This is a genomic window from Microbulbifer sp. ABF4_148 (assembly GCF_056158985.1).
In genome coordinates this window covers 2,643,983-2,667,497 of record NZ_JBSWUI010000001.1, presented here as the reverse complement: position 1 = coordinate 2,667,497, position 23,515 = coordinate 2,643,983, and the positions used below count along the sequence as shown (strand labels likewise).

At 55.3% G+C, this 23,515-nt stretch carries 15 protein-coding genes and 2 tRNA genes; 11 read left to right on the top strand and 6 right to left on the bottom strand.

Annotation, left to right across the window (positions count from 1 at the left end; genetic code table 11):
• The 10 genes from ACXAD0_RS11695 to ACXAD0_RS11650 all read left to right on the top strand — a co-directional run bounded on the left by ACXAD0_RS11695 (nucleotide 1) and on the right by ACXAD0_RS11650 (nucleotide 14,610).
• Nucleotides 1–1,269, top strand: a complete 1,269-nt coding sequence (locus tag ACXAD0_RS11695; protein ID WP_475088588.1) for a restriction endonuclease subunit S — start codon at nucleotides 1–3, stop codon at nucleotides 1,267–1,269.
• The gene (locus ACXAD0_RS11690; protein ID WP_475088587.1) at nucleotides 1,266–1,682 is read left to right on the top strand and encodes a hypothetical protein; all 417 of its coding nucleotides are present in this window, start codon (nucleotides 1,266–1,268) and stop codon (nucleotides 1,680–1,682) included. Before ACXAD0_RS11695 ends, ACXAD0_RS11690 begins: the two co-directional genes overlap by 4 nt.
• Before the next feature lie 51 nt (nucleotides 1,683–1,733).
• The gene (locus ACXAD0_RS11685; protein ID WP_475088586.1) at nucleotides 1,734–3,101 is read left to right on the top strand and encodes a hypothetical protein; all 1,368 of its coding nucleotides are present in this window, start codon (nucleotides 1,734–1,736) and stop codon (nucleotides 3,099–3,101) included.
• Nucleotides 3,098–5,035, top strand: a complete 1,938-nt coding sequence (locus ACXAD0_RS11680; protein WP_475088584.1) for a phospholipase D-like domain-containing protein — start codon at nucleotides 3,098–3,100, stop codon at nucleotides 5,033–5,035. The genes ACXAD0_RS11685 and ACXAD0_RS11680 overlap by 4 nt, the downstream gene beginning before the upstream one ends.
• The gene (locus ACXAD0_RS11675) at nucleotides 5,028–8,765 is read left to right on the top strand and encodes a DEAD/DEAH box helicase (RefSeq protein ID WP_475088583.1); all 3,738 of its coding nucleotides are present in this window, start codon (nucleotides 5,028–5,030) and stop codon (nucleotides 8,763–8,765) included. Before ACXAD0_RS11680 ends, ACXAD0_RS11675 begins: the two co-directional genes overlap by 8 nt.
• Nucleotides 8,766–8,864: 99 nt before the next feature.
• Complete coding sequence (locus tag ACXAD0_RS11670; RefSeq protein ID WP_475088582.1) at nucleotides 8,865–11,963, top strand: type I restriction endonuclease subunit R; 3,099 nt, start codon at nucleotides 8,865–8,867, stop codon at nucleotides 11,961–11,963.
• Entirely contained in the window at nucleotides 11,960–12,691 is a 732-nt protein-coding gene (locus tag ACXAD0_RS11665) for a M48 family metallopeptidase (RefSeq protein WP_475088581.1), read from the top strand. The genes ACXAD0_RS11670 and ACXAD0_RS11665 overlap by 4 nt, the downstream gene beginning before the upstream one ends.
• A 492-nt stretch (nucleotides 12,692–13,183) precedes the next feature.
• On the top strand, nucleotides 13,184–13,372 hold the full coding sequence (locus ACXAD0_RS11660) for a hypothetical protein (protein ID WP_475088580.1): 189 nt from the start codon (nucleotides 13,184–13,186) through the stop codon (nucleotides 13,370–13,372).
• 995 nt (nucleotides 13,373–14,367) lie between these two features.
• Nucleotides 14,368–14,441: transfer RNA gene (locus tag ACXAD0_RS11655), tRNA-Cys, on the top strand.
• A gap of 82 nt (nucleotides 14,442–14,523) precedes the next feature.
• A tRNA-Leu gene (locus tag ACXAD0_RS11650) sits at nucleotides 14,524–14,610 on the top strand.
• A 35-nt stretch (nucleotides 14,611–14,645) separates the two neighbouring features.
• Here ACXAD0_RS11650 and ACXAD0_RS11645 read toward each other — a convergent pair.
• Nucleotides 14,646–16,355 (bottom strand): sulfatase-like hydrolase/transferase, encoded by a 1,710-nt coding sequence (locus ACXAD0_RS11645; RefSeq protein ID WP_475088579.1) that lies wholly within the window; start codon nucleotides 16,353–16,355, stop codon nucleotides 14,646–14,648.
• Nucleotides 16,356–16,827: 472 nt separating this feature from the next.
• Here ACXAD0_RS11645 and ACXAD0_RS11640 point away from each other — a divergent pair, with 472 nt between their 5' ends.
• Complete coding sequence (locus ACXAD0_RS11640; protein ID WP_475088577.1) at nucleotides 16,828–18,156, top strand: S8 family peptidase; 1,329 nt, start codon at nucleotides 16,828–16,830, stop codon at nucleotides 18,154–18,156.
• Nucleotides 18,157–18,228: 72 nt separating this feature from the next.
• On the opposite strand, the gene pgsA is transcribed toward ACXAD0_RS11640, so the two are convergent.
• The 5 genes from pgsA to murB form a co-directional block, all read right to left on the bottom strand.
• On the bottom strand, nucleotides 18,229–18,792 hold the full coding sequence (gene pgsA / locus ACXAD0_RS11635; RefSeq protein WP_475088576.1) for a CDP-diacylglycerol--glycerol-3-phosphate 3-phosphatidyltransferase: 564 nt from the start codon (nucleotides 18,790–18,792) through the stop codon (nucleotides 18,229–18,231).
• 117 nt (nucleotides 18,793–18,909) lie between these two features.
• Nucleotides 18,910–20,751, bottom strand: coding sequence for an excinuclease ABC subunit UvrC (gene uvrC / locus ACXAD0_RS11630; protein ID WP_475088575.1), 1,842 nt, complete (start codon nucleotides 20,749–20,751; stop codon nucleotides 18,910–18,912).
• 135 nt (nucleotides 20,752–20,886) lie between these two features.
• Entirely contained in the window at nucleotides 20,887–21,534 is a 648-nt protein-coding gene (locus ACXAD0_RS11625; RefSeq protein WP_475088573.1) for a response regulator, read from the bottom strand.
• Nucleotides 21,535–21,824: 290 nt separating this feature from the next.
• The gene (locus tag ACXAD0_RS11620) at nucleotides 21,825–22,487 is read right to left on the bottom strand and encodes an alpha-ketoglutarate-dependent dioxygenase AlkB family protein (RefSeq protein ID WP_475088572.1); all 663 of its coding nucleotides are present in this window, start codon (nucleotides 22,485–22,487) and stop codon (nucleotides 21,825–21,827) included.
• A gap of 10 nt (nucleotides 22,488–22,497) precedes the next feature.
• Nucleotides 22,498–23,514 carry a UDP-N-acetylmuramate dehydrogenase gene (gene murB / locus ACXAD0_RS11615; protein WP_475088571.1) on the bottom strand — a complete coding sequence of 339 codons (1,017 nt, stop codon included), beginning with the start codon at nucleotides 23,512–23,514 and terminating at the stop codon, nucleotides 22,498–22,500.
• Nucleotide 23,515: the final 1 nt, after the last annotated feature.

Genomic DNA, 23,515 nt, shown 5'->3' with positions numbered 1-23,515 from the left:
ATGAGCAAAGAAAAGATGACGGGAGGGTACGCTTCTACAGAAAATGGTGATCTCCCTGAAGATTGGATTGTTTGCCCGCTCCCGGACAAGATTTGGTTCCAAGAAGGGCCCGGCTTACGTAAATGGCAGTTCAGGTCAAAAGGGCTCAAGGTTATCAATGTAACCAACCTCCAAGAGAACGGTTATCTCGACCTTGATAAGACTGATCGTCATATTTCCTGGGAAGAGTTTGAAAAAACATATAAGCACTTCCTATGTGAGGCTGGTGATTTCGTTATGGCCAGTTCAGGAAACTCGTACTGCAAAACGTCTTCAGTAAAAAGTTCCGATTTGCCACTTCTTATGAACACCAGCGTTATCCGATTCCAGCCTTTAAATGGATTCGCTGGCAGTTACATGGAAGCGTATTTGAGGTCCCCATACTTCAAGAATCAAATTGACCTGCTTATCACGGGAGGAGCACAGCCCAACTTTGGGCCTGCACACCTTAATCAAGTTAGGCTACCGGTCCCTTCCACTGAGAATGAGCAGGCCGCTATTGGTGAAGCCATATCGAATGTCAGTTCTTTGATCGAGGGTCTAGAAAAACTGATCGCCAAAAAACAGGCCATCAAAACCGCAACCATGCAGCAACTGCTCACCGGCAAGACCCGCCTGCCGCAGTTCGCCAGGCATCCGGATGGCACGCCCAAAGGCACCAAGCAGAGTGAGACGGGGGAAATACCGGAGGATTGGGAAGTGCGAGCCATAGCGGACTTCGCTCCTTTACAGCGGGGATTTGATTTGCCCTCTTCAGTTAGAAAAGATGGCCCTTATCCCGTGGTCTACTCGAATGGCGTAGTCAATACCCATCAGGAATACCAAGTAAAAGGCCCGGGAGTAGTCACTGGAAGGTCAGGAACTTTAGGGAAAGTACACTACATTGAGCAAGATTTTTGGCCTCACAATACTTCACTGTGGGTAACGAAATTCAATGAGGCTCACCCAAAATACGTGTATTACTCCTTTTTGCAAGTCGGGTTTGAGAGGTTTGGCAGCGGCTCAGGAGTTCCCACGCTTAACCGAAATGATGCGCATTCCTTTGCAGTCGCATTGCCTGGAAGCATCAAAGAGCAAATAGCCATTGCCGAAACACTGACCGATATTGACTATGAACTAGTCGTGCTGCAAACGCGCTTGACTAAGGCCTGTCAGATCAAGCAGGGCATGATGCAACAGCTGCTGACCGGAAAGATTCGGCTAATGATGCCTGACGAGCGCTCCGTATGAGCATTAGCGACTGGATCGCCGTCGTCAGTGCAGTTATCGCCTTCGCGGGCGCCTGCATCGCTGGTGGAGGCCTGTGGTTCACGCGTCAACAATGGAAAAAGATCCAAGCCAAGGTGGCGATGATCGAAGATACCGGGCTTGCGACAGAGGTTCTGCCCGCTTGGTATACGGGGCGCATGATGAGTGACTACTGGCTGTTTGGCTTGCTGCTCACCAACGGCAAGATATTAGTGATTCACCGGATCAATGGGCTGTCTGATGACGGGAAATGGATGGATGTGGAGATGGCTTCAGGCAACTACTCATCCCTCCCCCACAACCACGAGTATATCTACGCGATCACCGATGAGCGGACAAGTGCTTCGGTGCAGGTAGCGCAGATCGTAACTGCGTTTGAGCTCACTGCAAGCTAGCCTGCTCATCAAGTCGAGCTGTTAAAAATAATAACAAGGACGCCCAGACGCATGGACCTGACTCAATTTTTAACCGAATACGACGATACTTTGGGCGGCGACTTGAACGTAGACCCGCTGGGACTACAAGTTATCTGGTCCGCGTTCGGTCAGGCCATTTTCCAATACCGCGTGAGCTCCATTTCCAACGACGTGCGCAACTACACGCTGAATCTGTTTCACCACTGTCTGATCAAAGAGTTGGTGGAAGACGAACAGCTGGAAATGAGCCCGCCACTCAAGGAAACCTTTGAGCGCCGCGATACGCTGAAATTCAAGACCGCCTGCCTGGTGTACCTGGAAAACCTGTTTACCTACGCCATGATCGCCTCGCAGCAGCCCGGCGTCGAAACTGGCGGCGTACTCGGAAGCAGCAAGGCACGCCGGCTGTGGGGCAATGAAAATGACGGCGGCGACAACCCTACCCTGCTGTTCAGTGACAGCGACAAGAGTTACATCTTGGTACGCCAGCCATTGCTGGGCGTCAGCGGCCGTTACAAAACACCGCTGGTGCAGATGGGCTTTTTCGACAAGAACTACCGCTATCCGCCGCAGTCTGCTCCGCTCTGGCAACAGGCAATCACGCTGGTTAAGCAGGTACGGGTATTGAAAAGTCTCTACCGGGCGCTGAAGGCGCATATGGTGGAAGTACTTAGCCAACCCCGCAAGGCGCCGCAGGTGCACTTCGCGCAGGTGCCGGCGACGATCAAGGCGGGCTACGTTGACGCGTTCCGTTCCCCCGCCACCGTTGGCGGTTATGCGCGTGATTTCTGGCTGGGAGTAACCCAACTGAACCGCGGCGCAGCCGGTGCACTGTACCGGGCACTGGCGATCCGCACGACGACGAAGGTGGTACCGGCGGAAGTCTTTGCAGCCGCACAGGCCGATACCGAACTGAACGCCGATGAGCGCCGGCAGCTTCAACACGTTCGCCAGCTAGAGCCTTTTCTGGCCGAGCTGGACCTGCTGTTTACCCTGATGCTGGCGAACCCACAGCAGACGCTGGGCGAAGTCGCCGCTCTATGGGCGCGGTACGGGCGCGGCGCCAATACCTTGCGGGACACCGCCACGGATCTGAATACGCTGCTACCGAAGCTCACCGGCACTGGGTACCGGCGCCTAAGGCAATTGCTCAAGGTGGCCAGCCAGGAAGATAGCGAGGCACAAATGCAGCAGCTGCTGACCTATCACAACGGCGTGATGCAGGACCGGGGGCAGTCACCGTGGCTGCGGTTGCGCGCCGACGGCAAGCTGAAACTCGAGGTGCGCGCGCGCCGTGAACCAGAGCTCAAGGATCGGCCGCAGGGGCACTGGGTCAACCATTACTACATTCCGCAATTCCACAATCTGCTGCAAGGCCTGCTGGGAGAAGCGGTATGAAGTTGTTGAAGCGTCTAGAGGGTGAACTCAAGCAGCTGGGCCAATTGAAGCGAGTGTGGCTTACCAGCTTCAACATCAATATCCCCTTCATTGAGGGCCAACTACTCCCGGCCATCCTCGGTGAAGACCCGCCGACCGACCGCATGGCCTTTGAAGTACTACAGCACGAGCTGAGCGAGCAGGAGATCGACGTGCGGGTGTTCTGCGACAGGCGGGCACTGGAGGCGGATCAGCACAAGCGCACCGCGATCCAGATCCACCCGGTCGAGGTCCGCGCTTTTACCGGGGTGGCCGGGATCAACGAGCGCAGCCTGTTCCACCCCAAGGTGATTTACCTGGAGGACGTGCACGGCAACGCGGTGCTGGGTGCCGGCAGTGCCAACCTCACGATCAGCGGCTGGGGGCGCAATCAGGAAGTTTTCGACTTCCGCCCGGTAAGCACCACCCGGCAACAACAGCAGATCCAGCGTTTTTTCAACGGCCTGGATGCAACGTTGAAACTACCCGCAGAACGGCTAGCGCAAGGTAACGACCCGCACTGGGAATTCGTACACAGCTTCGAGCCAGCGCCGTTTTTAGCCCGCCTCGGCGGTGACAACCCGGTCGAGCGGCTGACAGTCTGGTCGCCCTACCTGGCCGAGGACCTGTCGGCCTTGATCAAGCGACTGCGCCAAAAGCTCGACAACCCACAACTCACAGTGACGCTGGTACCGGACCGCATCGATGGGCACAAGATCCGTGCACCATGGAGTGCGGAACTGGAGGCACTGCTGACCGATGGCACCCTGACTTTCCGCGATTACCCCAAGCCACGACAGGATAACCTCGAGTTCACGCATGCCAAGATCTGGCTGGCGGAATCGGGAAAGCAGGCGAGCTTGGCGATCGGCTCGTGGAATTTCACCCATCCGGGAACCAGCAGTTTTACCGATCTCAGCGAAGCCGGAGGCGGCATCAATATCGAGGCCGGCCTACTGTACCGCTGCGATACCAAGCCCGTCATTGCGGGCGCGACCTTGACACTCGCGGCCTCGGATTTCACCCGTGACGACGAGCTGGAAGACAGCGAGCTGTATGTCGACGCTTCGCCGCCTTTCGACCTGACGGTGATCTTTGACTGGCAGACCAGCCGTTACCAGATCAACGGCCAGTGGTACGACGGTGCCCCGGAGACTGGTTACCGGCTGGAGTTGCCGGGCGTCTCTCTGGGGCGCGAATTGGTATGGACTGAGAATGACCGGCTGCAGCCTCAGCAACTGGTGGTCGAGGACAGCGCGGAGTTGCTGGCGCGGCACTTCTATCGGGTGAAGGCGCCAAATGGCGAGTCGATTCGTGGCCTGATTATCGAAACCGGCCAACGCTACCGGCGCGCCCAGAGCTTCGAGACTTTAAAAGACCTGTTCGACAACCTGGTCAGCAACAGTCATCCCGAGGGCAATGGCAAGCTGGTGTTGCATCCAAATTTACGCAGCGAGGACGAGCCCGACGAAGCCCTGCCCCTACCGGCAGCAGAGGACGCTACTCAGGAGCTGACCTATTTCCGCCTGTTTTATGCCATGCGGCAATTCCGCACACGGCTGGAAGCCTGCACCGAGTCGGCCGAGCTGGTGAAGTGGCTGCGGATTTACCCCGGCTGCCTGCAGGAGTTGGCGGAGAAGGTATGTGCGCGCCAGGAAACGCAAACGCCTGCCGTGATCGACTGGTTCCTGGCGCAAGAGGTAAACGCCACCTGTGCTTTTGCCCGCGAGCGGCTCGCCGGACTTGATGCAGCCGCGACAGAAACCGCACTCACACCAGCGCAGTGGCGGGCAATGACCTTAGCCGTGCCTTCGCTCGACAACATCAAACAGAGCCGGGCTCCCAAGCGGGAACAGCGCAAGTTCATCGAGCTACTCCGCAGCAGTTGCGGTTATCAGGAGGTTCGCCATGACTAACCGCCATTGGGGCGCGCTGACCGCCGAAGGCGTCACCCGGTGGATGACCTTTGATCGTGGCAACTCAGCCTGGCGCTACGAGACCGCCGATGACACGTCCATGGCCGCCAAACAAGCGGAAGGTGTTGCCGGCCTGTGGAACCGCCTGGCGCAATACAACCTCGCGCTACTCGCCGATGAGGTGGGGATGGGCAAGACCATGCAGGCCTTAGGTGTCATGGCGTTATTGTGGAAACAAAATCCGGACGCCAAGGTACTGGTGATGACACCCAACCAGAGCATTTGCCGGCACTGGATTCGGGAGTACCGCGGCTTCCTGCGGGAGCATTACAAGGACGCGGACCATCTGGTCCGCAATCTGGCGGATGGCGGTCCTGTGCACGAGCCGCAGTTGTGCAAGGGTTTGCCCGAGCTCAGGGACGCCATCGTTGGTGGTGGGGGGCATTTCTATCTGACCACTATTCACGCCCTGAGCGGCTTGGTGCCGCGCGAGCTCAAAGACAGCAAGGACAAGCTGCGCCTGGCTGAGCGTGCCGCACACCAGATCCACAGCGATATCCTTCGGGCGCTAGAGGGCAAGGGATTTGACCTGGTGATCATCGATGAGGCCCACTACTTCCGCAAAGCGGGCGGCGATACCCAGCGGGCCGGTGCCGCCCGTAGCTTCTTTGGCTCTGGCGACCGGCGGCTCGCGCAAAAAGCGCTATTGCTGACCGCAACTCCCAGCCACGCGTCACTGGCCGATATCCCGTCCATGTTCGGTTATTTTCAAGATTTGGACAGTGGGCTGGACCAGCAGAGCGCGCCGGCGCTGCTGCAAACCCACGCCGTGCGCCGCCTGCGTATGATGGAGGGTGCCGCCCATGCGTCTGGCCGGCCCAGCTACCACAACAAGTACAGTTACCGACACGAGCAGGCGCTGCCGGCAGACTTTGACGATGACCTGAACGCAGAACTCTTCTTTGCCCTGTACCAGAAAAAACTGGTGGAAGATGCGGCGGCGTCCGGGAATCACCGTAAATTCATGTACGGGTATCTGGAGGGCTTCGAATCGGTGGGCGTTACCGAGCCGGCGGCATCCGCAAATACCGTAGACGCAGATGACGATGAAGATGCAAATGAGTCAGATGGCAGCTCAAAGCCTGAGGCCTTTCGTCACACAGATGATACAGAGCTGCTTAAGGACCTGACACACCAGTATTTTCAATGCTTTAAACAGTACCCGGCGCACCCCAAGTACGACAAACTGCTCGATCAGTGTGTTCCCAAGCAACTCTTCGCCAACGATGAGGACCTGCATGAGCACAAACACCTGATCTTTGTGCGCCGTATCCCTTCGGTGCGTGAAATTACCCAGCGCGTAAATACGGCCTACGATGAAGTGTTGGCCAGACAGATCGTCGACGCCTGCCGCCCCAAGCAGCCGGTACGAACGCTGACGGCTTGGCGCAACTCTGGCTGGTCGAGAAAGTTTTTCAATGACGTTATCGCTCCCTCGGTTAAGTTGCCTTCTGAAGAGCAAAAAGCCCTCAATGCGAGTAACGATGACACCGTGACGCAAAAAGCCGGCAATGAGGAGACGCTCTCCTCAAGAATCGCAGAACTGTTTGTGGTCAAGGAGGGAAAAGGGAAAGGCAGCCGCCTCGCGCGAACCGATGCCACCAATGTACGACTACGCTTTCGCACCCCGGAAAACCTGTTCAGCTTGCTGCTGGAACCCGCGAGTGATTACTGCAATGGACGCTACACCACGTACGTCCGTAAGCCAGTCGGTGGTCGGGAACGGGATAGCTACGGTGACGCGGCCCTGGCAACCCGATTGGCACTGCACGATCGGCTGACACGCAAGAGCGAAGCGAACCCGGCCGTGAAGGGCAAGGCCTATGAGTATGAAGCGCCGATGCCCACCGCCTGGGGGATGATGTTTGAGCTATTGCCGGAGGAACAGCAAACGCAACTCCGGCAATGGAAAGAAAAAGATCCGGCCATTGTTGAGAACCTGGGTAATTACCTGAAGGCTGGGTTCCTGTACGCCAGCCCGGTCATGGTGGAACTCTACTGCTGGTACACACGCTTTCATCGAAGAAAGACCGGAGGAAATGCCCAAGCACGTTACCGCGCCTTCGTCGAATTTATAAAGCGAGAAATCCCCTCCTCACTGATGTTCCAGTATTTCGTCAGTGCGATCGAAACCTTTGAGCTCCTGTGCGAAAAGATCACCGACCACCGAATTACGGACTGGGAGAAACCGTGGACAGTGCTGACCGGGCTGCAGGACCCCGCTTGGTTTGCCAGTGGGCAAACCAAGAACCGTGAGCGCCTGATTTGTGGCTTTAATAGCCCCTTTTATCCCAATGTGCTGGTGGCGACTAAGGTCTTCCAGGAAGGCGTCAACTTGCATCTGCAATGCCGTCAAGTGCACCACTACGGGATTGCCTGGACGCCCGGAGACAATGAGCAGCGAGTTGGCCGGGTGGATCGTTTGTTTGGCTGCGTGAATCGGCAATTGCAACAGCAGGGCGATATGGAGCTAGCGATTTACTACCCCTATCTGAGTCGATCCTTCGATCAGGAGCAGCTAGCCTCGTTCATCCGCCTGAAGCACGATGTAGAGGGCAAGATGGACGCATGCCGCCATCACACTACCGACCGGCATATCGACCTAGCCGAGGCCGCTGACGGCTGGGAAGACTTCCTGCGAAGACCCGACCAGAAAAGTGTGAAAATGGACCCCTACCCTGCGACCTTGGCCCCAGCACAGTGTCCAGGGTTTTCTTACCAACCACTCAGCTGTTCAAGCAGCAACCGTTTAACGGATTATCTGCATGGGCAGTTGCGCGCAGTCGCGGAGCTCTATGGGCATGAATTCTACCGGTTGGAACACAGTGAACAGCACCCTGCCGCGCAATTTTTGCTAGAAGCCGAGCTGCCACAAAGCCAGCGTCGACAACCAATCGTTGCGGAGTTGCGCTATTCATCTGAGCTGTCCGCGCTGACCTCTGGCACAGTGTATTACCTGTCACTGATCTCACCTCTGGCCACTGGTGCCGCGTTAAACGCCAACAAACAGGCCGCACTGGATCGTGCCACCCGTAGACTGCGGGTGCAGCGCGAGGCATTCCCACTGGTGAAACTGACGCTGGACAAGAACAAAGCTAACAGCCACTTCTACCTCAGTGCCAGAGTCGACTTGCCTTTGTTTGCCCTCGGCGATGAGCACAAAATGTTGTCGCGCCAGGAGATTGAGCAGGCCTACCAACAGTTGTATGAATTCGCCGACCGTATGGAGATCCGGCTATTCGCCCACGAGCAGGATCTTCACAAGGAAGACCTGCAACTTACCCTGGGGGCGGATGAAGAGGAGCACCCAACTACTGACGATGCGGTACTCCCCGCACTCAGACTGCGTCGCGGCTGGCACAGACAGGAGACTCCGTTTGGGCGTGTCGGCCTCACTGAGGCGTTTTTGACCCGAGGCCAGTTTTCCGAGATTCGAAGGCTACGATTTAAAGGACGAGATTCAGTGCCGGATAAACAGGCAGTTTTGTCTCTCAATAACAACACGCCTCTGGTACAGTTTTATCCCAGCGGAAACCATGTCGTGGTGCAACTGGCCTTCCCGCATGGAGATATTCAGGAACGGGAATTACAGTTGCTGACACGCTGGCTTCAATATATATCGAACAATGTTGTTATGGAGACAGGCACTGGCATTCTTGAGCCGGCGTAGCCTATACGGAGCCACTCGATGGTGTGCAGATATTCCTGCACAAGCATCGCTGGATGGGGGGCTGCCCCTCACAGAAAAACAAAAATGAAGGGGATGGCAATGAGTGACGTTGGCCAGCGCGAGCGGGTAACCCAACAGCGTGTGATCCAGCTTTTTCGGGAAGACCTGGGCTATCGCTACCTGGGTAACTGGGAATATCGCGAAGACAATCGCAATGTAGAGCCGGAAGTTCTATCTGGCTGGCTGCGGGGGCGCGGGATTAGTGAGGCACTGATTACTCGAGTACTGCGCCAATTGGATAACGCGAATGCGCTGGGAGAAGGTAAGAAACTCTACTACGCGAATAAGGACGTCTACCGTCTACTCCGTTATGGCGTAAAGGAGAAAGAAGGTGCTGGGGAAACCAATCAGACCATCTGGCTGATTGACTGGGACAACCCAGAGGCGAACGACTTTGCCATCGCCGAGGAGGTATCTATCAAGGGCGAGAACAAGAAGCGCCCTGATATCGTCCTTTACGTGAATGGGATCGCTTTGGGCGTACTAGAGCTAAAACGCTCATCTGTCGGAATCTCCGAAGGGATTAGCCAGAACCTACAGAACCAGCGGAAGGATTTTATACGCAACTTCTTTACCACCATGCAACTCGTGATGGCCGGTAACGATTCCCAAGGTCTCCGCTACGGAACCATCGAAACGCCCGAAAAGCACTATCTGGAGTGGAAGGAGGATGTTGCCAACCCCTACTCTAACCCGCTCGACTTCCACCTGAGCCGACTGTGCAACAAGACCCGCTTCCTGGAGGTGATCCACGATTTCATTGTCTTCGATGCCGGGGTCAAAAAGACCTGCCGGCACAACCAGTACTTCGGTATCCGCGCCGCCCAGGAGCGCATCGCTCGGCGCGAAGGCGGCATCATCTGGCACACTCAGGGCTCGGGCAAGAGCCTGACCATGGTCTGGCTGGCCAAATGGATACGCGAGCATGTGCGGGATGCGCGCGTATTGATCATTACTGACCGGACCGAGCTGGACGAGCAGATCGAGCAAGTATTCAATGGCGTTGATGAGGATATATACCGGACCAAGAGCGGAGCGGACCTGATCGCCACCTTGAATGCGCCCACCCCTTGGCTTATGGGCTCACTGGTGCACAAGTTTGGTCGCAGCGGTGATGACGACGCAGAGCAAGAGGGCGACAAGGCGGCCAGCGCGTTCATTACTGAGCTAACTAAGAGCTTACCCAAGGACTTTTCTCCCAAGGGCGATCTTTACGTCTTTGTAGACGAATGCCACCGCACGCAGTCGGGCAAGCTTCACGACGCCATGAAGGAGATCCTGCCGGGGGCCATGTTCATCGGCTTTACTGGCACTCCACTGATGAAGAGAGACAAGAAGAAGTCACTCGAGGTGTTCGGGCCCTATATCCACACCTACAAGTTCGATGAAGCCGTAGCCGACGGTGTGGTGCTCGACCTGCGTTACGAAGCAAGGGATATCGATCAGCGCATCACGTCACAGAAGAAAATCGATGATTGGTTTGAGGCCAAAACGAAGGATCTAAGCCCGCTAGGCAAGACCACATTGAAGCAAAAATGGGGTTCGATGCAGAAGCTCCTCTCGAGTAAATCTAGGCTTGAGCAGATCGTCACCGATATTCTGATGGATATGGAAACCAAGCCCCGCCTGATGGATGGTCGCGGCAATGCGATGCTGGTATGTGCGAGCGTGTACCAGGCGTGCAAGGTTTTCGAGATGTTCAATGAGACCAGTCTGGCTGGCCAATGTGCCATTGTTACCAGCTACAAGCCCTCCCCCGGCGATATCAAGGGCGAGGAGACTGGTGAGGGCCTGACGGAAAAGTTGTTCAAATATGAGACCTACCGCAAGATGCTTGCGGATTATTTCGAACAGCCTGAAAAAGAGGCGGCAAAACGAGTCGAGGAGTTCGAGAAAGCGGTCAAGAAACGCTTTAAAGAAGATCCGGGACAGATGCGCCTACTAATCGTGGTGGACAAGCTGCTCACCGGTTTCGATGCGCCCTCCGCCACCTATCTCTATATCGACAAGAAGATGGCGGATCACAACCTGTTTCAGGCCATCTGTCGGGTCAACCGCCTAGATGGCGACGACAAGAGCTATGGCTGCATCATTGACTACAAGGACCTATTCAAGTCCCTGGAGAAGTCGATCGAAGACTACACTTCAGAGGCGTTTGAGGGCTATGACAAGGAAGACGTCACCGGACTACTGAAAAACCGCCTGAAAGAGGCCCGCAAGGATCTCGACGATGCGCTGGAGATGGTCCAAGCCCTATGTGAGCCGGTTCAGGCTCCGCGTAATACCGCTGATTACATCCATTATTTCTGTGGCGACGAGAAGCAGTCTGCCGATGAGCGCACTGAAAAGGAGGCGCTACGCCTGACCCTATACCGGAGTGTCGCCAAGCTACTGCGTGCCTATGGAAACATCGCCAGTGAGATGCAGGATGCGGGTTACTCCTCCGCGAAGGCACAGGAAATTCGTGACGCTGTAACCCATTTTGAGAAAGTGCGGGATGAGATCAAACTGGCGAGTGGCGACCTGGTAGAGATGAAGCGCTTCGAGCCGGGCATGCGCCAGCTGCTGGACATGTTTATCCGCGCCGACGACAGTGAGACATTGATGGATTTCGAGGAGCTCGGGCTTATCGAGCTGATCGTCAACCGCGATGCCGACGGGTTGGAGAAGTTGCCGGAGGATATCCGCAAGGACAAGGAAGCGATGGCGGAGACCATCGAGAACAATATCCGCAAGAAGATCGTGGACGAGAACCCGGTCAACCCTAAGTACTACGAAAAGATGTCCGAGTTGCTGGAAGAGCTGATCGAGCAGCGCCGCAAGCAGGCTTTGGATTACCAGGAATACCTGGAGAAGGTGCGGGCACTCGCCGGGAAAGTGTTGAAACCTGACGAAACCGAATACCCGGAATCGATGAATAGCCCGGCAAAGCGGGCCCTCTATGACAATCTGGGCAAGGATGAGGTGCTCGCCACCAAGATCGATGGTGCCATTCGCTATACCAAGAAGGCAGACTGGGTCGGGGATCGGTTTAAGGAACGCGAGGTCGCCAATGCCATTCGCGAAGAATCGGCTGGGTACAACGTGGATATCGGCCAGGTGATGGAGCTGGCAAAGGCGCAGCCGGAGTACCAGTGAGCCGCTCTGGTACCGTCACAATGCAGGTGGGTAGTCTTGCGGTAACGATTAAGCGCAAGCCCATCAAGAACCTGCATATCAGTGTGCTGCCTCCCGATGGCGTGGTCCGGGTGTCGGCACCCGAACACCTGAGCGACAATGCGATTCGCCGGGCCCTGGTGCCACGCATCCCCTGGATAAAGAAGCAACAGCGCAGCTTTCTCGACCAGCCACGCCAATCCGCGCGCGAAATGGTTAGTGGTGAGAGCCACTACTTCTTCGGAAAGCGCTACCGGCTGGAGGTGGTGGAGCGGCGTGGCCGGCACGAGGTTTGCGTTCTAGGTAAGAGCAAGCTCCAACTACGAGTGAGCCCCCGTACCGGCCGAGAGGCTCGCCTACGTGTACTGGAGAATTGGTACCGCCAGGCCCTCAAGGCCGAGGTTGGCCAGCTCCTGCCCTACTGGCTGGATGCAATGGGGCTAGAGGAGTGCGAATGGCGTATCAAGCGCATGAAAACCATGTGGGGCAGCTGCAATGCAGCAGCCAGGCGTATCTGGCTCAATCTGGAGCTCGCTCAGAAGCCGCCTGCGTGCCTGGAGTACATTCTGGTACACGAGCTGGTGCACCTGTTCGAACGGCGCCACAATGAGCACTTCAAGTCGCTAATGGACAAGTACTTACCAGACTGGCGAGAACGGCGCGAGTTATTAAACAGCTCACCCCTAGCAAACGCGTCCTGGAGCTACTGAGCTTCTCCAATTAGTGGCTTTCCTGCTTGGAGCGCCACGAGTTACGTTCCCCCATCGAGAAAACGCAGCGGATGTATCAGGCGAGTCTAGAGATTGCTGAGATTGCTGAGATTGCTGAGATTCTTGGTCGACCTCAGCGTGTAATCAGGGATTGGGTCGCCGGAATCTACTGAGCAAACGTCAGGCACAGTAGTGGCCTTTAAAGGGATGTTGTCTTGCTAGGTAGTGTCTCTTGCTAACTCTAAAGCAACTCTTGTTTAGGTAGCGTTCGTGATTGTAAGCGAAGCCCCAGCGGAGCGCGACAATCACAGTCGCACTAACTCTTGCTGTTTTGTTTTTGTTGTGTCTCTCGTTTAAGTAGTATTTGAGGGTATCACAAAACCACTCATTTGTCAATCGTTGCTTACCCACCCTGCAATTCCCGCCCTTTGTGGTGTACTCCTGCGTACTGTTTGAGTACGCGCCAAGCAAGGAACTACATCAGGGACGAGCATGGGTCGACAGATTCAGCTCACGGATGAGCAAGTCGAGTGGTTACGGAACAACCACGAAGCCCTCACCTTCGTCGACATGGCGAAGGAGATAGGTGTCTGCGTCGATACGCTCAAGCGAATCCTCGTGCGACTCGACCTCCGTCACTTCGACGCCGCCATATGTGTGCGTGCCTGGCGCTTCATTTAGATCCCACTACTTAGCCCGTCTGGCGGTACAAAAGGCCTTCCCTACCGCCACAGAGTTCTTTTCAATCCTGCTGCCAAAAGGATCGCAACGCAATTCCGGACAGGGACGTTGTTTAGAGTACCTAGAGAGAATCTATTTCTTCTGGCTGGGCAGAATTCCCGATCTGCCATCGCAGGGAAAGCTGAACGTGACTTAACTAATCCCAAGCTCTCTGGGAAACAGCTGGATCACCCGTGAGACTAGCGAACGAAGATTGCGCCAACTTTTTCTCCTCTTCGCATGAAACACTCAGAAGGCAAGCTAATCACATATTCGCTTCATTCTTTTCTGGCTGGAGATGAGTAGCCGATAAGTAGTCGCTGTGAATTTGAGAACATGAACAACGGTATCCCCAAGTGTCCCCAATGGTATACCCAAGTGTCCCCATTACCAGTAGTCGCACGATCAAGTTCAAGTGCCCTTGCCGCCGCTAAGCTATTGATTTACAGTGGTTTTGCATTTTGAGCAGGCAAAAAAAAGCCCTGACGACGGGGGGGGGAGAGCGTCAGGGCCAAGACCATTAGGAGTGAAACTTGGAGGATTTCATCCTTGCTACACAGCGGGCGACAACTGCTTGGGCGCCCTACCGGCATTACTGAGCACCTTGGGGGGATGTGCTAGCCAGTTATCAAAAGTATTAGCCAGCACGGAGAAATTGCCAGCTGGCCCACAACTTTCCATTAGAATTTTTGGCAATAGCAGGGACTACTGAAATTAACCCGGGAAATTAGCAAAGACCTGAAGTCCCGCCCTGCCGGCGCTTAGCTCTGCTGCAATTTTCGCCATTTTGACGGAATAGCAGGCGACCTGAATTGCGTGCTTGACTAATTCCCGCCAATCCCTAGAATAGCGCCTTCCTTACCGCCAACGGCGCGTAAGTATAAGAAAACACTCGGATTTTTCGCAGTTTTCAGCTAGAATCCGCAGCGTTTTCCCGCGAGAGATCGCGAAAACAAGGCTAGGTGGCAGAGTGGTCATGCAGCGGACTGCAACTCCGTGTACGCCGGTTCGATTCCGACCCTAGCCTCCATCTCCCCCTTACCGCTCACGCTGAGTGATCGGTCCCACGAAAGCAGGCTGCATTTGCGCCTTGAGACTTTCGCAAACATCCTGCCCGGATGGTGGAATTGGTAGACACAGGAGACTTAAAATCTCCCGCTCGCGAGAGCGTGCCGGTTCAAGTCCGGCTCCGGGCACCAACTTCCCTGACTGATTTGCTATCCGTGCCCAGGTATTAGTGACCCCAGTCTCCCACTTCATCCGCGCCGGGAATATCAAACTCCAGATACTCTTCCAGCGAGAACGGCATGGAGTCTGCGACAGCCCGCGCTCGCTTCGCGATTTCACGGGTTTCGGGCCGCGCATTACTGAGCCCTGTATAAGGTATCCCCTTTCCGTTTGACACGTCCGGATATTTTTTCTTGAACAACTGGTGTCGCGCGCGCATCTGGTTGAACTGGCCCTGGGTGTGAATGAGGGGAACGAGTTGCGGATTCTCTTCCCGGGGATCCATATACAGATCGTAATAGGCCTCGGGCATTCCAGATGCTTCCACTTCGCCGGCACCGATCCAGTGCCGCTTATAGCGCCCCTTTACCGTGGCACCCAGTTCGTGCCCGGCATAAATAAAAACGTAGTCGCGGCGACTATGGGTATCGCCCTTCAATAGCAAGGCCGTCTGGTCCAGACCATCGACCACCCGATCGGTAGGGATATGTTTTTTCGCTCCGCCCAGTGCGGCGAACGTCGTGTACAAATCTGTGACATGTACAATGTCGCCAACCACCTGCCCCTTGTCGATCATACCCGGCCACCAGGCAAAGGCTGGCACACGTACACCGCCTTCCGTAAAGTCCCCCTTCCCGCCGCGATAAATCATCGGCAACATTCCCCAACCCGCAGGAGGACTGTGTACCATCGGCCCGTTATCTGCCATCGCGATAAACAGTGTGTTTTCGGCAATGCCGAGCGTCTTCAGCTCAGCCATTAACGTACCCACAAAGTCATCTAGCTTCGGCATGGCGTCAGCCACCATCAGCCCTGCAACCGACTGCTTGGGCAAATAGACTTGCATAAAATTTAGGAAGTTCGGCCAGTAGGCGACGAAGAAAGGTTTCTTTGCCTTGGCATTTTTTCGAATGAAGGCGAGCGTACGCCGTTCAGCTTCAGTATCGAGTTTTGCAAAACATTCATTGGAAGTACCGCACCACTCTTTGCCCTGCTCCCCTTTTCTCCCTTCTATATTCATCACCCAGCCACTGGGAATCAATCCCGGAGTGTCCAACCGATAGGGGTCGGGTGGATAAATCTCCGGAAACATCCCCAGCACCGCATTCACCGCATTCCCCTGCGGGTTATATAACGAGGTAATTTGGTTCATGGGCGTAAACAGCGCTTCATCGAAACCCTGGTTATGCAGATAACTCTCTTCAATATCGCCAAGGTGACCCTTCCCAAAGAAGCCAGTCGCATACCCCGCCTGTGACAATACCTCAGCGATGGTCACCTCTTCTTTTCGCAGGCCTGAAAACTCATGCGGCATGCCGACAACCCCCATTCCATGTCGAACGGGGAGGCGACCCGTCAACATTGCCGCGCGCGTGGGGGTACAGCTTGGCTCTGTGTACATCCGCGTGAAGTTGATTCCTTCAGCCGCCATCTGATTCAAGTTGGGCGTTGTGTAGCCGAAGTTTTTCTGTAACCCGGGGAAACCAACTGCGCCAAATGCCGTATCGTCCCATAGCAAATACACAATGTTCGGCGGCTGACCGAATTTTTCTTCCAGCGCGTCGAGACGCTCTCGAATCTGGCGATCTTCCAGATCCCAACGCTCGCCATGCTGCATTTTCAGTATGTAGTATTCCGCGTCATGCACGACATCGGTCAATGCGACGGTAGGAAGCGCAAGCAAGGCTGCGAAAATAGCGGCGTACAGTTGGCGCACAATAAGCTCCAGATTTGAGATCAAAGTCTCAGTTTCTCTAAACGACAATCGGAACGGTTTTTCGGAAGTCAACAGGGTTATTTCAATCTAGACAGCCACCGACATGCCTGCAATTTAAGGGCAGCGGATGAGTCGGGCTTACGTGTATGGCTCACCGAAGCAGCAGCATATCCGGTGCATTGGCGCGAAAGTATTCGGATGCAGCAACGTCTCTTCGATCCTTGCAGCAATCCACTACAAACAGTCGTGCAAAATTTTCCGCTATTTCGAAAAGTTACACGCCAAACTGAAATTTGGATTCCGCAAAGCGCCCTACCGTGGGCATGTCATTGCTTTTTCACCCCGCAGTATTTACGAAATATTTGCCGACACGTTTAACTATGCGCTTCGCCCTTAAAGGTGAACATCTAAAACGCTTTATCCCAGATATAAGCCGTAGGGAAATGGCCATTTCATAACAAACGGGGAATTTATGTTTAACAAAGCCTGTATTTCGTCTATCACCGCGATCGCGGCTTCCTTTGTATTCAGTAGCGTCGCCTCAGCGGATTCTTGGGTTCTGGTAGGCCACGGCAACAAAGTCAAAGAAAGCACCATTCAGGAGGTCATGGCTGCCGGCGGACAGATTAAACACAACATCAGTGAAATTGGTGTGCTGGTTGTCGAAGGGGATGCGAGCCTGGGGAACTCTCTTTCCGCACTCAAAGGTATAAAGCACATTGGCGCCAATGGCGTTTACAAGTTCCAGGAGCCTCTGAACGAGATGGGCGTCTCTCTGGACAACGTGGGTAACCCGCCGTTTAGCGGTGACGACGATTTCTTCTTTGACCTGCAATGGGGTCATGACGCCGTCGATGCCCCGGAAGCCTGGAATGCAGGTAACACCGGTGCAGGCGTCCGTGTCGCCGTAATTGATGGAGGCTACGACCTGGGCCATCCGGATCTTGCCCAAAATATTGATTATGCCGCCAGTATGGACTTCACCGGTGAAGGACTCGCATACGGCCTTCCCGATACGTTCAGTCACGGTACGCACGTGGCCGGCACTATTGCCGCCGCGGATAATGCGTTCGGCGTGATTGGCGTTGCACCCGACGCAACCTTGATCCTCCTAAAAGGCCTTGGCGACGCGGGCTCGGGTTCTTTCGGCGATGTTGCAGCCGCCATTGTTCACGCAGCAAATGTCGATGCTGACGTCCTAAATATGAGTCTGGGAGCTTCTTTCCTTGCCAGCGAAGAAGGCGCTGCAGCTTTGAAAGTGATGATGGCTCGCGCAACCAACTATGCCTATCAGGCCGGTGTGACCATTATCACTTCAGCTGGCAACGACGCTCGTGATGGCGACAAGGATAGAAATACCGTCACTCTGCCCGCAGACTCTCCCCACGCGATCTCAATCTCTGCCACAGGTCCACAGGGCTGGGCTGCGGGGAATACCGAGCTCAATTACCTTGCGGTTTACTCAAACTATGGACAGTCGCTGATCGATTTCGCCGCACCAGGTGGCGATTACCAGTACTACCTGGCGAACAACGACGTCTGCACCGTTGGACCGCTGACGCGCATTTGCGGTGTGTTTGATTTTGTCTTCAGCACCGGGAACGGTGGCTGGTATTGGTCGGTTGGCACCAGCATGGCCTCTCCCCATGCCGCAGGTGTCGCAGCACTGATCATTGGTGCCAATGGTGGTGAGATGCATCCCGCTCAGGTAGAAGCTGAAATGGCCCATCTGTCCGCGGATCTCGGCAAGCCAGGCAATGACGACGTCTACGGCGCTGGAATGGTTCAGTCTCCAAAATAACCGGACTGACCGGCAATAAAAAAGCCCCCTACCGGGGGCTTTTTTTATGGGTGTTCGGCACATCGCCAAACACTACTCGTCATCAGGCTCCGCCATCAGGTGTGGCCACGCTGCGCGCAAGTAAACGAACATGGTCCACAGGGTCAGAATGGCGGCGACATACAGCAAGATGTAGCCGATCGTCTCCATCACCGGGAACTCCCGCACATCAAATGCCAACAGCACGATGATTGCGGCCATCTGCGCTGTGGTCTTGATCTTGCCAATAAAGGAAACTGCAACACTGTTGCGCTTGCCCAATTCCGCCATCCATTCGCGCAAGGCAGATACCGCGATCTCCCGCCCGATGATGATGGCCGCCGCGATCGTAAACCAATGGTTGTCATGGAGCCCCACCAGTAAGACCAGCGCGGTGGCGACCATCAATTTATCTGCCACGGGATCAAGGAAGGCACCAAACGGGGTGCTCTGGTTCAGCTTACGGGCGAGATAACCGTCGAGCCAGTCCGTAATGGCTGCCAGTGAGAAAATAATCGCTGAGGCGATATAACTCCACTTATACGGCAGGTAAAAAACCAGCACAAAAACCGGTATGAGCGCCACACGGAGTAGCGTGAGTTGATTGGCTAAAGTCATGCGAATCCCTGTACATCTGGTGCGCGTAACTTAACAAGCCGATGCGCAAAAAGAAACTTCCGTCACTCAGATCGCCCCTTCATGGAATCGTCAGAGACTAAATCACAACCGAACTGATCAATGATTGTGCAGAGAGGCATAGATCTCTTGGGCAAGCTTAGCGCTTATACCATCAACCGCTGCAATCTCTTCCGTGGTGGCACGTCGCAGCTCCTGCAATCCACCGAAATGGCGTAACAGCGCTTTTCTACGCGTGGGGCCTACACCGGCAATCCCTTCGAGCGGCGATTCCCGACGCTTCTTGTCGCGCCGCTGACGATGGCCGGTAATCGCAAATCGATGCGCCTCATCACGCACCTGCTGTATGAGGTGAAGTGCCGGAGAATCTGCGGAGAGAACCCGTTCACTGCCATCGGAGACCAGGTGCAACGTTTCAAATCCGGCCTTCCTGGTCGTACCCTTCGCGACGCCGATGATCTCAACGCCCTGAACACCGAGTTCATTAAGACTCTCAACCGCTTGCCGCACCTGCCCCTTACCGCCATCAATAAACAGGATGTTGGGGAATTTGCCCTCACCGCTCGACAGCCGGGTATAACGACGCTTCAATGCCTGAGCCATTGCGGCATAGTCATCGCCACCCTGGATCCCATCGATATTGAAACGCCGGTAGTCAGATTTTACCGGTCCTCCGGTATCAAATACGACGCAGGAGGCGACGGTCGCCTCCCCGCTGGAATGACTGATATCAAAGCATTCCAGTCGTTCGGGTAACTGCTCCAGGCCAAGAATGTCCTGCAGTGCTTCGAAACGATTGTGCAATCGCTGCTGCGCGGCGGTGCGGCTATTCAGGTTCTGCTGCGCAGCCTGCTGAGCCATCCCCACCCACGTCGCACGGTTACCACGCAATTTATAGGCGAGCTGCACCTCCCTGCCCGCCTGCGCACTCAGCGCCTGATCCAGTAAATCAGCATCTTCGAGCGATTCAGAGATCAAAATTTCCTTCGGGATCTCCCGCTGTCCGCCGAGATAAAACTGCGGAATAAACGCAGACAGTAGCTCCGCGTCACCGATGCCCAACTTTTCTTCGGGGAAGAAGCTGCGACTACCCAAAATACGCCCCTGTCGGATAAACAGGATATGAATGCAGCAACTGCCACCTTCGGTGGCCACACCCAGCACATCCACATCACCGCGATTTCGTTCCGCAACCTGATCGGACTGGAGGCGACGCAAATCCGCAATCTGATCTCGCAGGCGCGCGGCCTTTTCAAACTCCAGCGCCTGGGACGCAATATCCATTTGGTCTGCGAGCTCGCGCAAAATCGCATCACTTTTTCCGGCCAGGAACATTTCAGCGTGACGAATATCCGAGGCGTAATCTTCTTCGCTTACGAGCCCAACACAGGGAGCGGTGCAACGGCGAATCTGATACTGCAAACAGGGCCGGGAGCGATTGCGAAAAACGCTGTCTTCGCAGGAACGAATTCGGAAGGTTTTCTGTAGAAAATTCAGGCTATCGCGCACTGCCTGAGCGTTGGGAAAAGGGCCGAAATATTGCCCCTTCTTGCGCTTTGCCCCGCGATGCAGCGCAATTCTTGGATACGCGTCATTACTCGAAAGGAAGATATATGGGTATCCCTTGTCGTCCTTGAGCAAAACATTGTATTGAGGGCGCTGGGATTTGATCAGGCTCTGTTCCAGGACCAGCGCTTCCGTTTCGCTGCGGGTAACAGTGACCTCGATATGCTGGATACGGCTGACCAGCGCCATGGTCTTCGTTGTGAGCCCCGACGCCCGAAAATAGCTGGCGAGCCTGTTTCGCAGGTTCTTCGCCTTGCCTACATAGAGGATCTGCCCTTTGCTATCGAACATCTGGTAAACGCCAGGCCGGCGGGTGACGGACTGCAAAAAGCGCTTACTATCGAAGCTGGGAATTTCGTTGTCGGACTCAACCATAGATACATCAATCGCGGGATGAACTTGCTGCACCGTGGCAAAAGCCACGGCGTAAGGGTGCGCCGAGAAAGAGGAAATGGCAAGAAATCGAAGTATGAGGGCCGCGAAGACCTTTTGGTCGGACGGTCTTCGACCCTAAAGCACCGCCTCCGGATCCAGCAGCTGGTGCTTGACCGCCAGAAGGGTCAACTCAACATCACTGCTAATTTGCAGCTTGTCGAAAATACGATAGCGATAGCTATTGACGGTTTTGGGGCTAACCGAAAGGGTATCGGCGATTTCCGCAACCTTGCAGCCACTGACAATCATTACCGCCGTCTGTAATTCGCGCTCAGAGAGTGCCTCGAATGGGGAACCATTCTCAGAACCCTTTTTACGATCCCACATTTTGGCGGCCATAGAGGCGCTGATATAGACCTCACCGCGCATGACGGTACGGATTGCTCTGACCATTTCCTCAAGGTCAGCACCTTTGGTGACGTAGCCGGCGGCACCGGCTTCCATCAGACGTTCGAGGAACAGGTCATCATCCAGAGCACTGACGGCCACGACCTTCACCTCCGGGCAACGTCCCAGGAGCTTGCGCGTCGCCTCCATGCCACCCATTCCGGGCATCTTCACATCCATGAGGATGACATCAACCGAAGTCTCACGCACAAACGCAAGCGCAGACTCTCCACTGTCCGCCTGTCCGACTACATCAATATCACTGACGTCGCTCAACATGCGCGAAATACCCATTCGCACAAGATCGTGATCGTCTACAACTAAGACTTTGATCAAAATAGCCCCAACTACGGATTCGCGGGATACCTGAGGCTATCGCCCCGGCATCCTCGGATATTTATCTTCTTGTTGTCAGTTTGCCCTTCAAAACGGACAAATCCAGAGAGCCTGCGGTCAACATACCAGACTATCGTAGGGCTGCAAAGTGAGAAGTACGTCCCATTTTGGCGCTCAAACCCTATTTGGAATAAATAAATTTACGTTTTATGTATAAATGACATTTAACATACAAAAGAGCGAGAACTGAGTCACAGAAACTTCCCTATCAGCCCAAATTCCAAAAAAAATCACGGGCAAAACAGGATATTACGGAACGTTAGACTCACCCGTTCTCCGACCTCCCGTCGGGTTTTGGCCACCTGGTGTTTCCAACTGTGCTGCACGGCACCCGAGGTGAGGAGCAACGCCCCGCTCTCGAGTTCAACCGCAACTCTGGCACTGCCATCCTTTCGACGAAACACGAGTGGCCGCATCTGCCCGAGACTAATCGTGGCCACAACCGGATTCTCGCCAAGCTCCCGCTCATCATCGGCATGCCACCCCATAGAATCAGAACCACCACGGTAATGGTTCAGCAGAGCAGAATTGAAGTCGAAACCCGAGGATTTGAGGTGGCTACGGACCCTGTTCAGCCCTTCCGGCCACGGACTGGCGGGCAACTTGAGCCCAGACCAGCGGTAGTACACCCCGGGATCCCCCACGAAGGCATGCCTTCTGGGGATCGGAAAGCTGCGACCAAACAGACGGATACTGGGACTGTCCCACTGCAATGCCTTCAGGCAGTCTGCCATTAGCGCGTCACCCTCTGTGGCACTCAGCCACCCCGGTATCAGCAACGCCCTGCCCGGCGAGAGATCAACATACTCGGCCGCTGGCCATTCGTGGTACAGCGTTTCGATCGCCTGGATAAAGCGCGCTTCGTTCAGGCTACTGCTACGACCAGCCGACACCGTGGCCTCGTCAAGGATAGAAGCGCGGTTCGGGGTCCAACGTGACCCCAAACCGGTGTTGGATATCCGCTGCGATCTTCGCGGCCAGTGCGGTTACCTCGGGACCCGCCCCACAACCCGGATTGACCAGCACCAAAGCCTGACGTTCATGCACGCCCACGTTGTTATCCCGATAGCCCTTCCATCCGGCCTGATCGATGAGCCATCCGGCCGCAAGCTTCCAGCGTTCTCCAAACGGGTAGGCAACAAGGTCAGGATGCTCGTCGCGCAACCGTTCATAAGTCGCCACATCGACGACCGGATTCTTGAAGAAGCTACCAACATTGGGCACAACCGCAGGATCAGGCAACTTGCTATTACGCACCGCGATCACAGCATCCGCCACCATGCGCGGCGTGGCCGCAGCCAGTTCAAGAGAATGCTCGATGAAATACTGCTGCAGGGCAGGATAATCGAGCTTTGGTGTCCAGTTACGATCCAGCCGCAGCGTCACACGGGTGATGATGTACTGGTCGCGCAAAGGCCCTTTGAAAACGCTATCCCGATAGCAAAACCGGCAATCTTCCGCAGTGAATGTCTTCAGTTCACCGGTTGCAATTTCAACCGCCTCCAGCGACTCGAAAGAATCGCGCAACTCGACGCCATAAGCACCGATATTCTGAATCGGCGCAGCGCCGATACGGCCGGGAATAAGCGCGAGGTTCTCAAGCCCCCCGTACCCGTGCCCGATTGTCTCCATCACCAGTTGATGCCAGTTCTCGCCCGCTGCAGCGCTTACCAGCGTGCTATCCCCGGACTCCTGATAGTCAACGCCGCGGTTGTCCAGATGAATGACCAGACCCGGAAAATCATCGGTAAACACCAGATTACTGCCCCCTCCCAGGGGCAGTAATGGGAGTCCGCGATCCCTGGCGAACGCCAGCGCTTCGCGCAGCTCATCCAGATCATGCACATGCGCCAGGTACTGGGCTTTTGCATCGACAGCCAAAGTATTCAGCGGTCCGAGATTGACATCTGTTTCAATCATT

What these genes read in the sequence shown, in the direction of transcription:
- ACXAD0_RS11695 (WP_475088588.1), top strand. Translation starts at nt 1, where the DNA reads ATGAGCAAAGAAAAGATGACGGGAGGGTACGCTTCTACAGAAAATGGT.
- ACXAD0_RS11690 (WP_475088587.1), top strand. Translation starts at nt 1,266, where the DNA reads ATGAGCATTAGCGACTGGATCGCCGTCGTCAGTGCAGTTATCGCCTTC.
- ACXAD0_RS11685 (WP_475088586.1), top strand. Translation starts at nt 1,734, where the DNA reads ATGGACCTGACTCAATTTTTAACCGAATACGACGATACTTTGGGCGGC.
- ACXAD0_RS11680 (WP_475088584.1), top strand. Translation starts at nt 3,098, where the DNA reads ATGAAGTTGTTGAAGCGTCTAGAGGGTGAACTCAAGCAGCTGGGCCAA.
- ACXAD0_RS11675 (WP_475088583.1), top strand. Translation starts at nt 5,028, where the DNA reads ATGACTAACCGCCATTGGGGCGCGCTGACCGCCGAAGGCGTCACCCGG.
- ACXAD0_RS11670 (WP_475088582.1), top strand. Translation starts at nt 8,865, where the DNA reads ATGAGTGACGTTGGCCAGCGCGAGCGGGTAACCCAACAGCGTGTGATC.
- ACXAD0_RS11660 (WP_475088580.1), top strand. Translation starts at nt 13,184, where the DNA reads ATGGGTCGACAGATTCAGCTCACGGATGAGCAAGTCGAGTGGTTACGG.
- ACXAD0_RS11640 (WP_475088577.1), top strand. Translation starts at nt 16,828, where the DNA reads ATGTTTAACAAAGCCTGTATTTCGTCTATCACCGCGATCGCGGCTTCC.
- pgsA (WP_475088576.1), bottom strand. Translation starts at nt 18,792, where the DNA reads ATGACTTTAGCCAATCAACTCACGCTACTCCGTGTGGCGCTCATACCG.
- uvrC (WP_475088575.1), bottom strand. Translation starts at nt 20,751, where the DNA reads ATGGTTGAGTCCGACAACGAAATTCCCAGCTTCGATAGTAAGCGCTTT.
- murB (WP_475088571.1), bottom strand. Translation starts at nt 23,514, where the DNA reads ATGATTGAAACAGATGTCAATCTCGGACCGCTGAATACTTTGGCTGTC.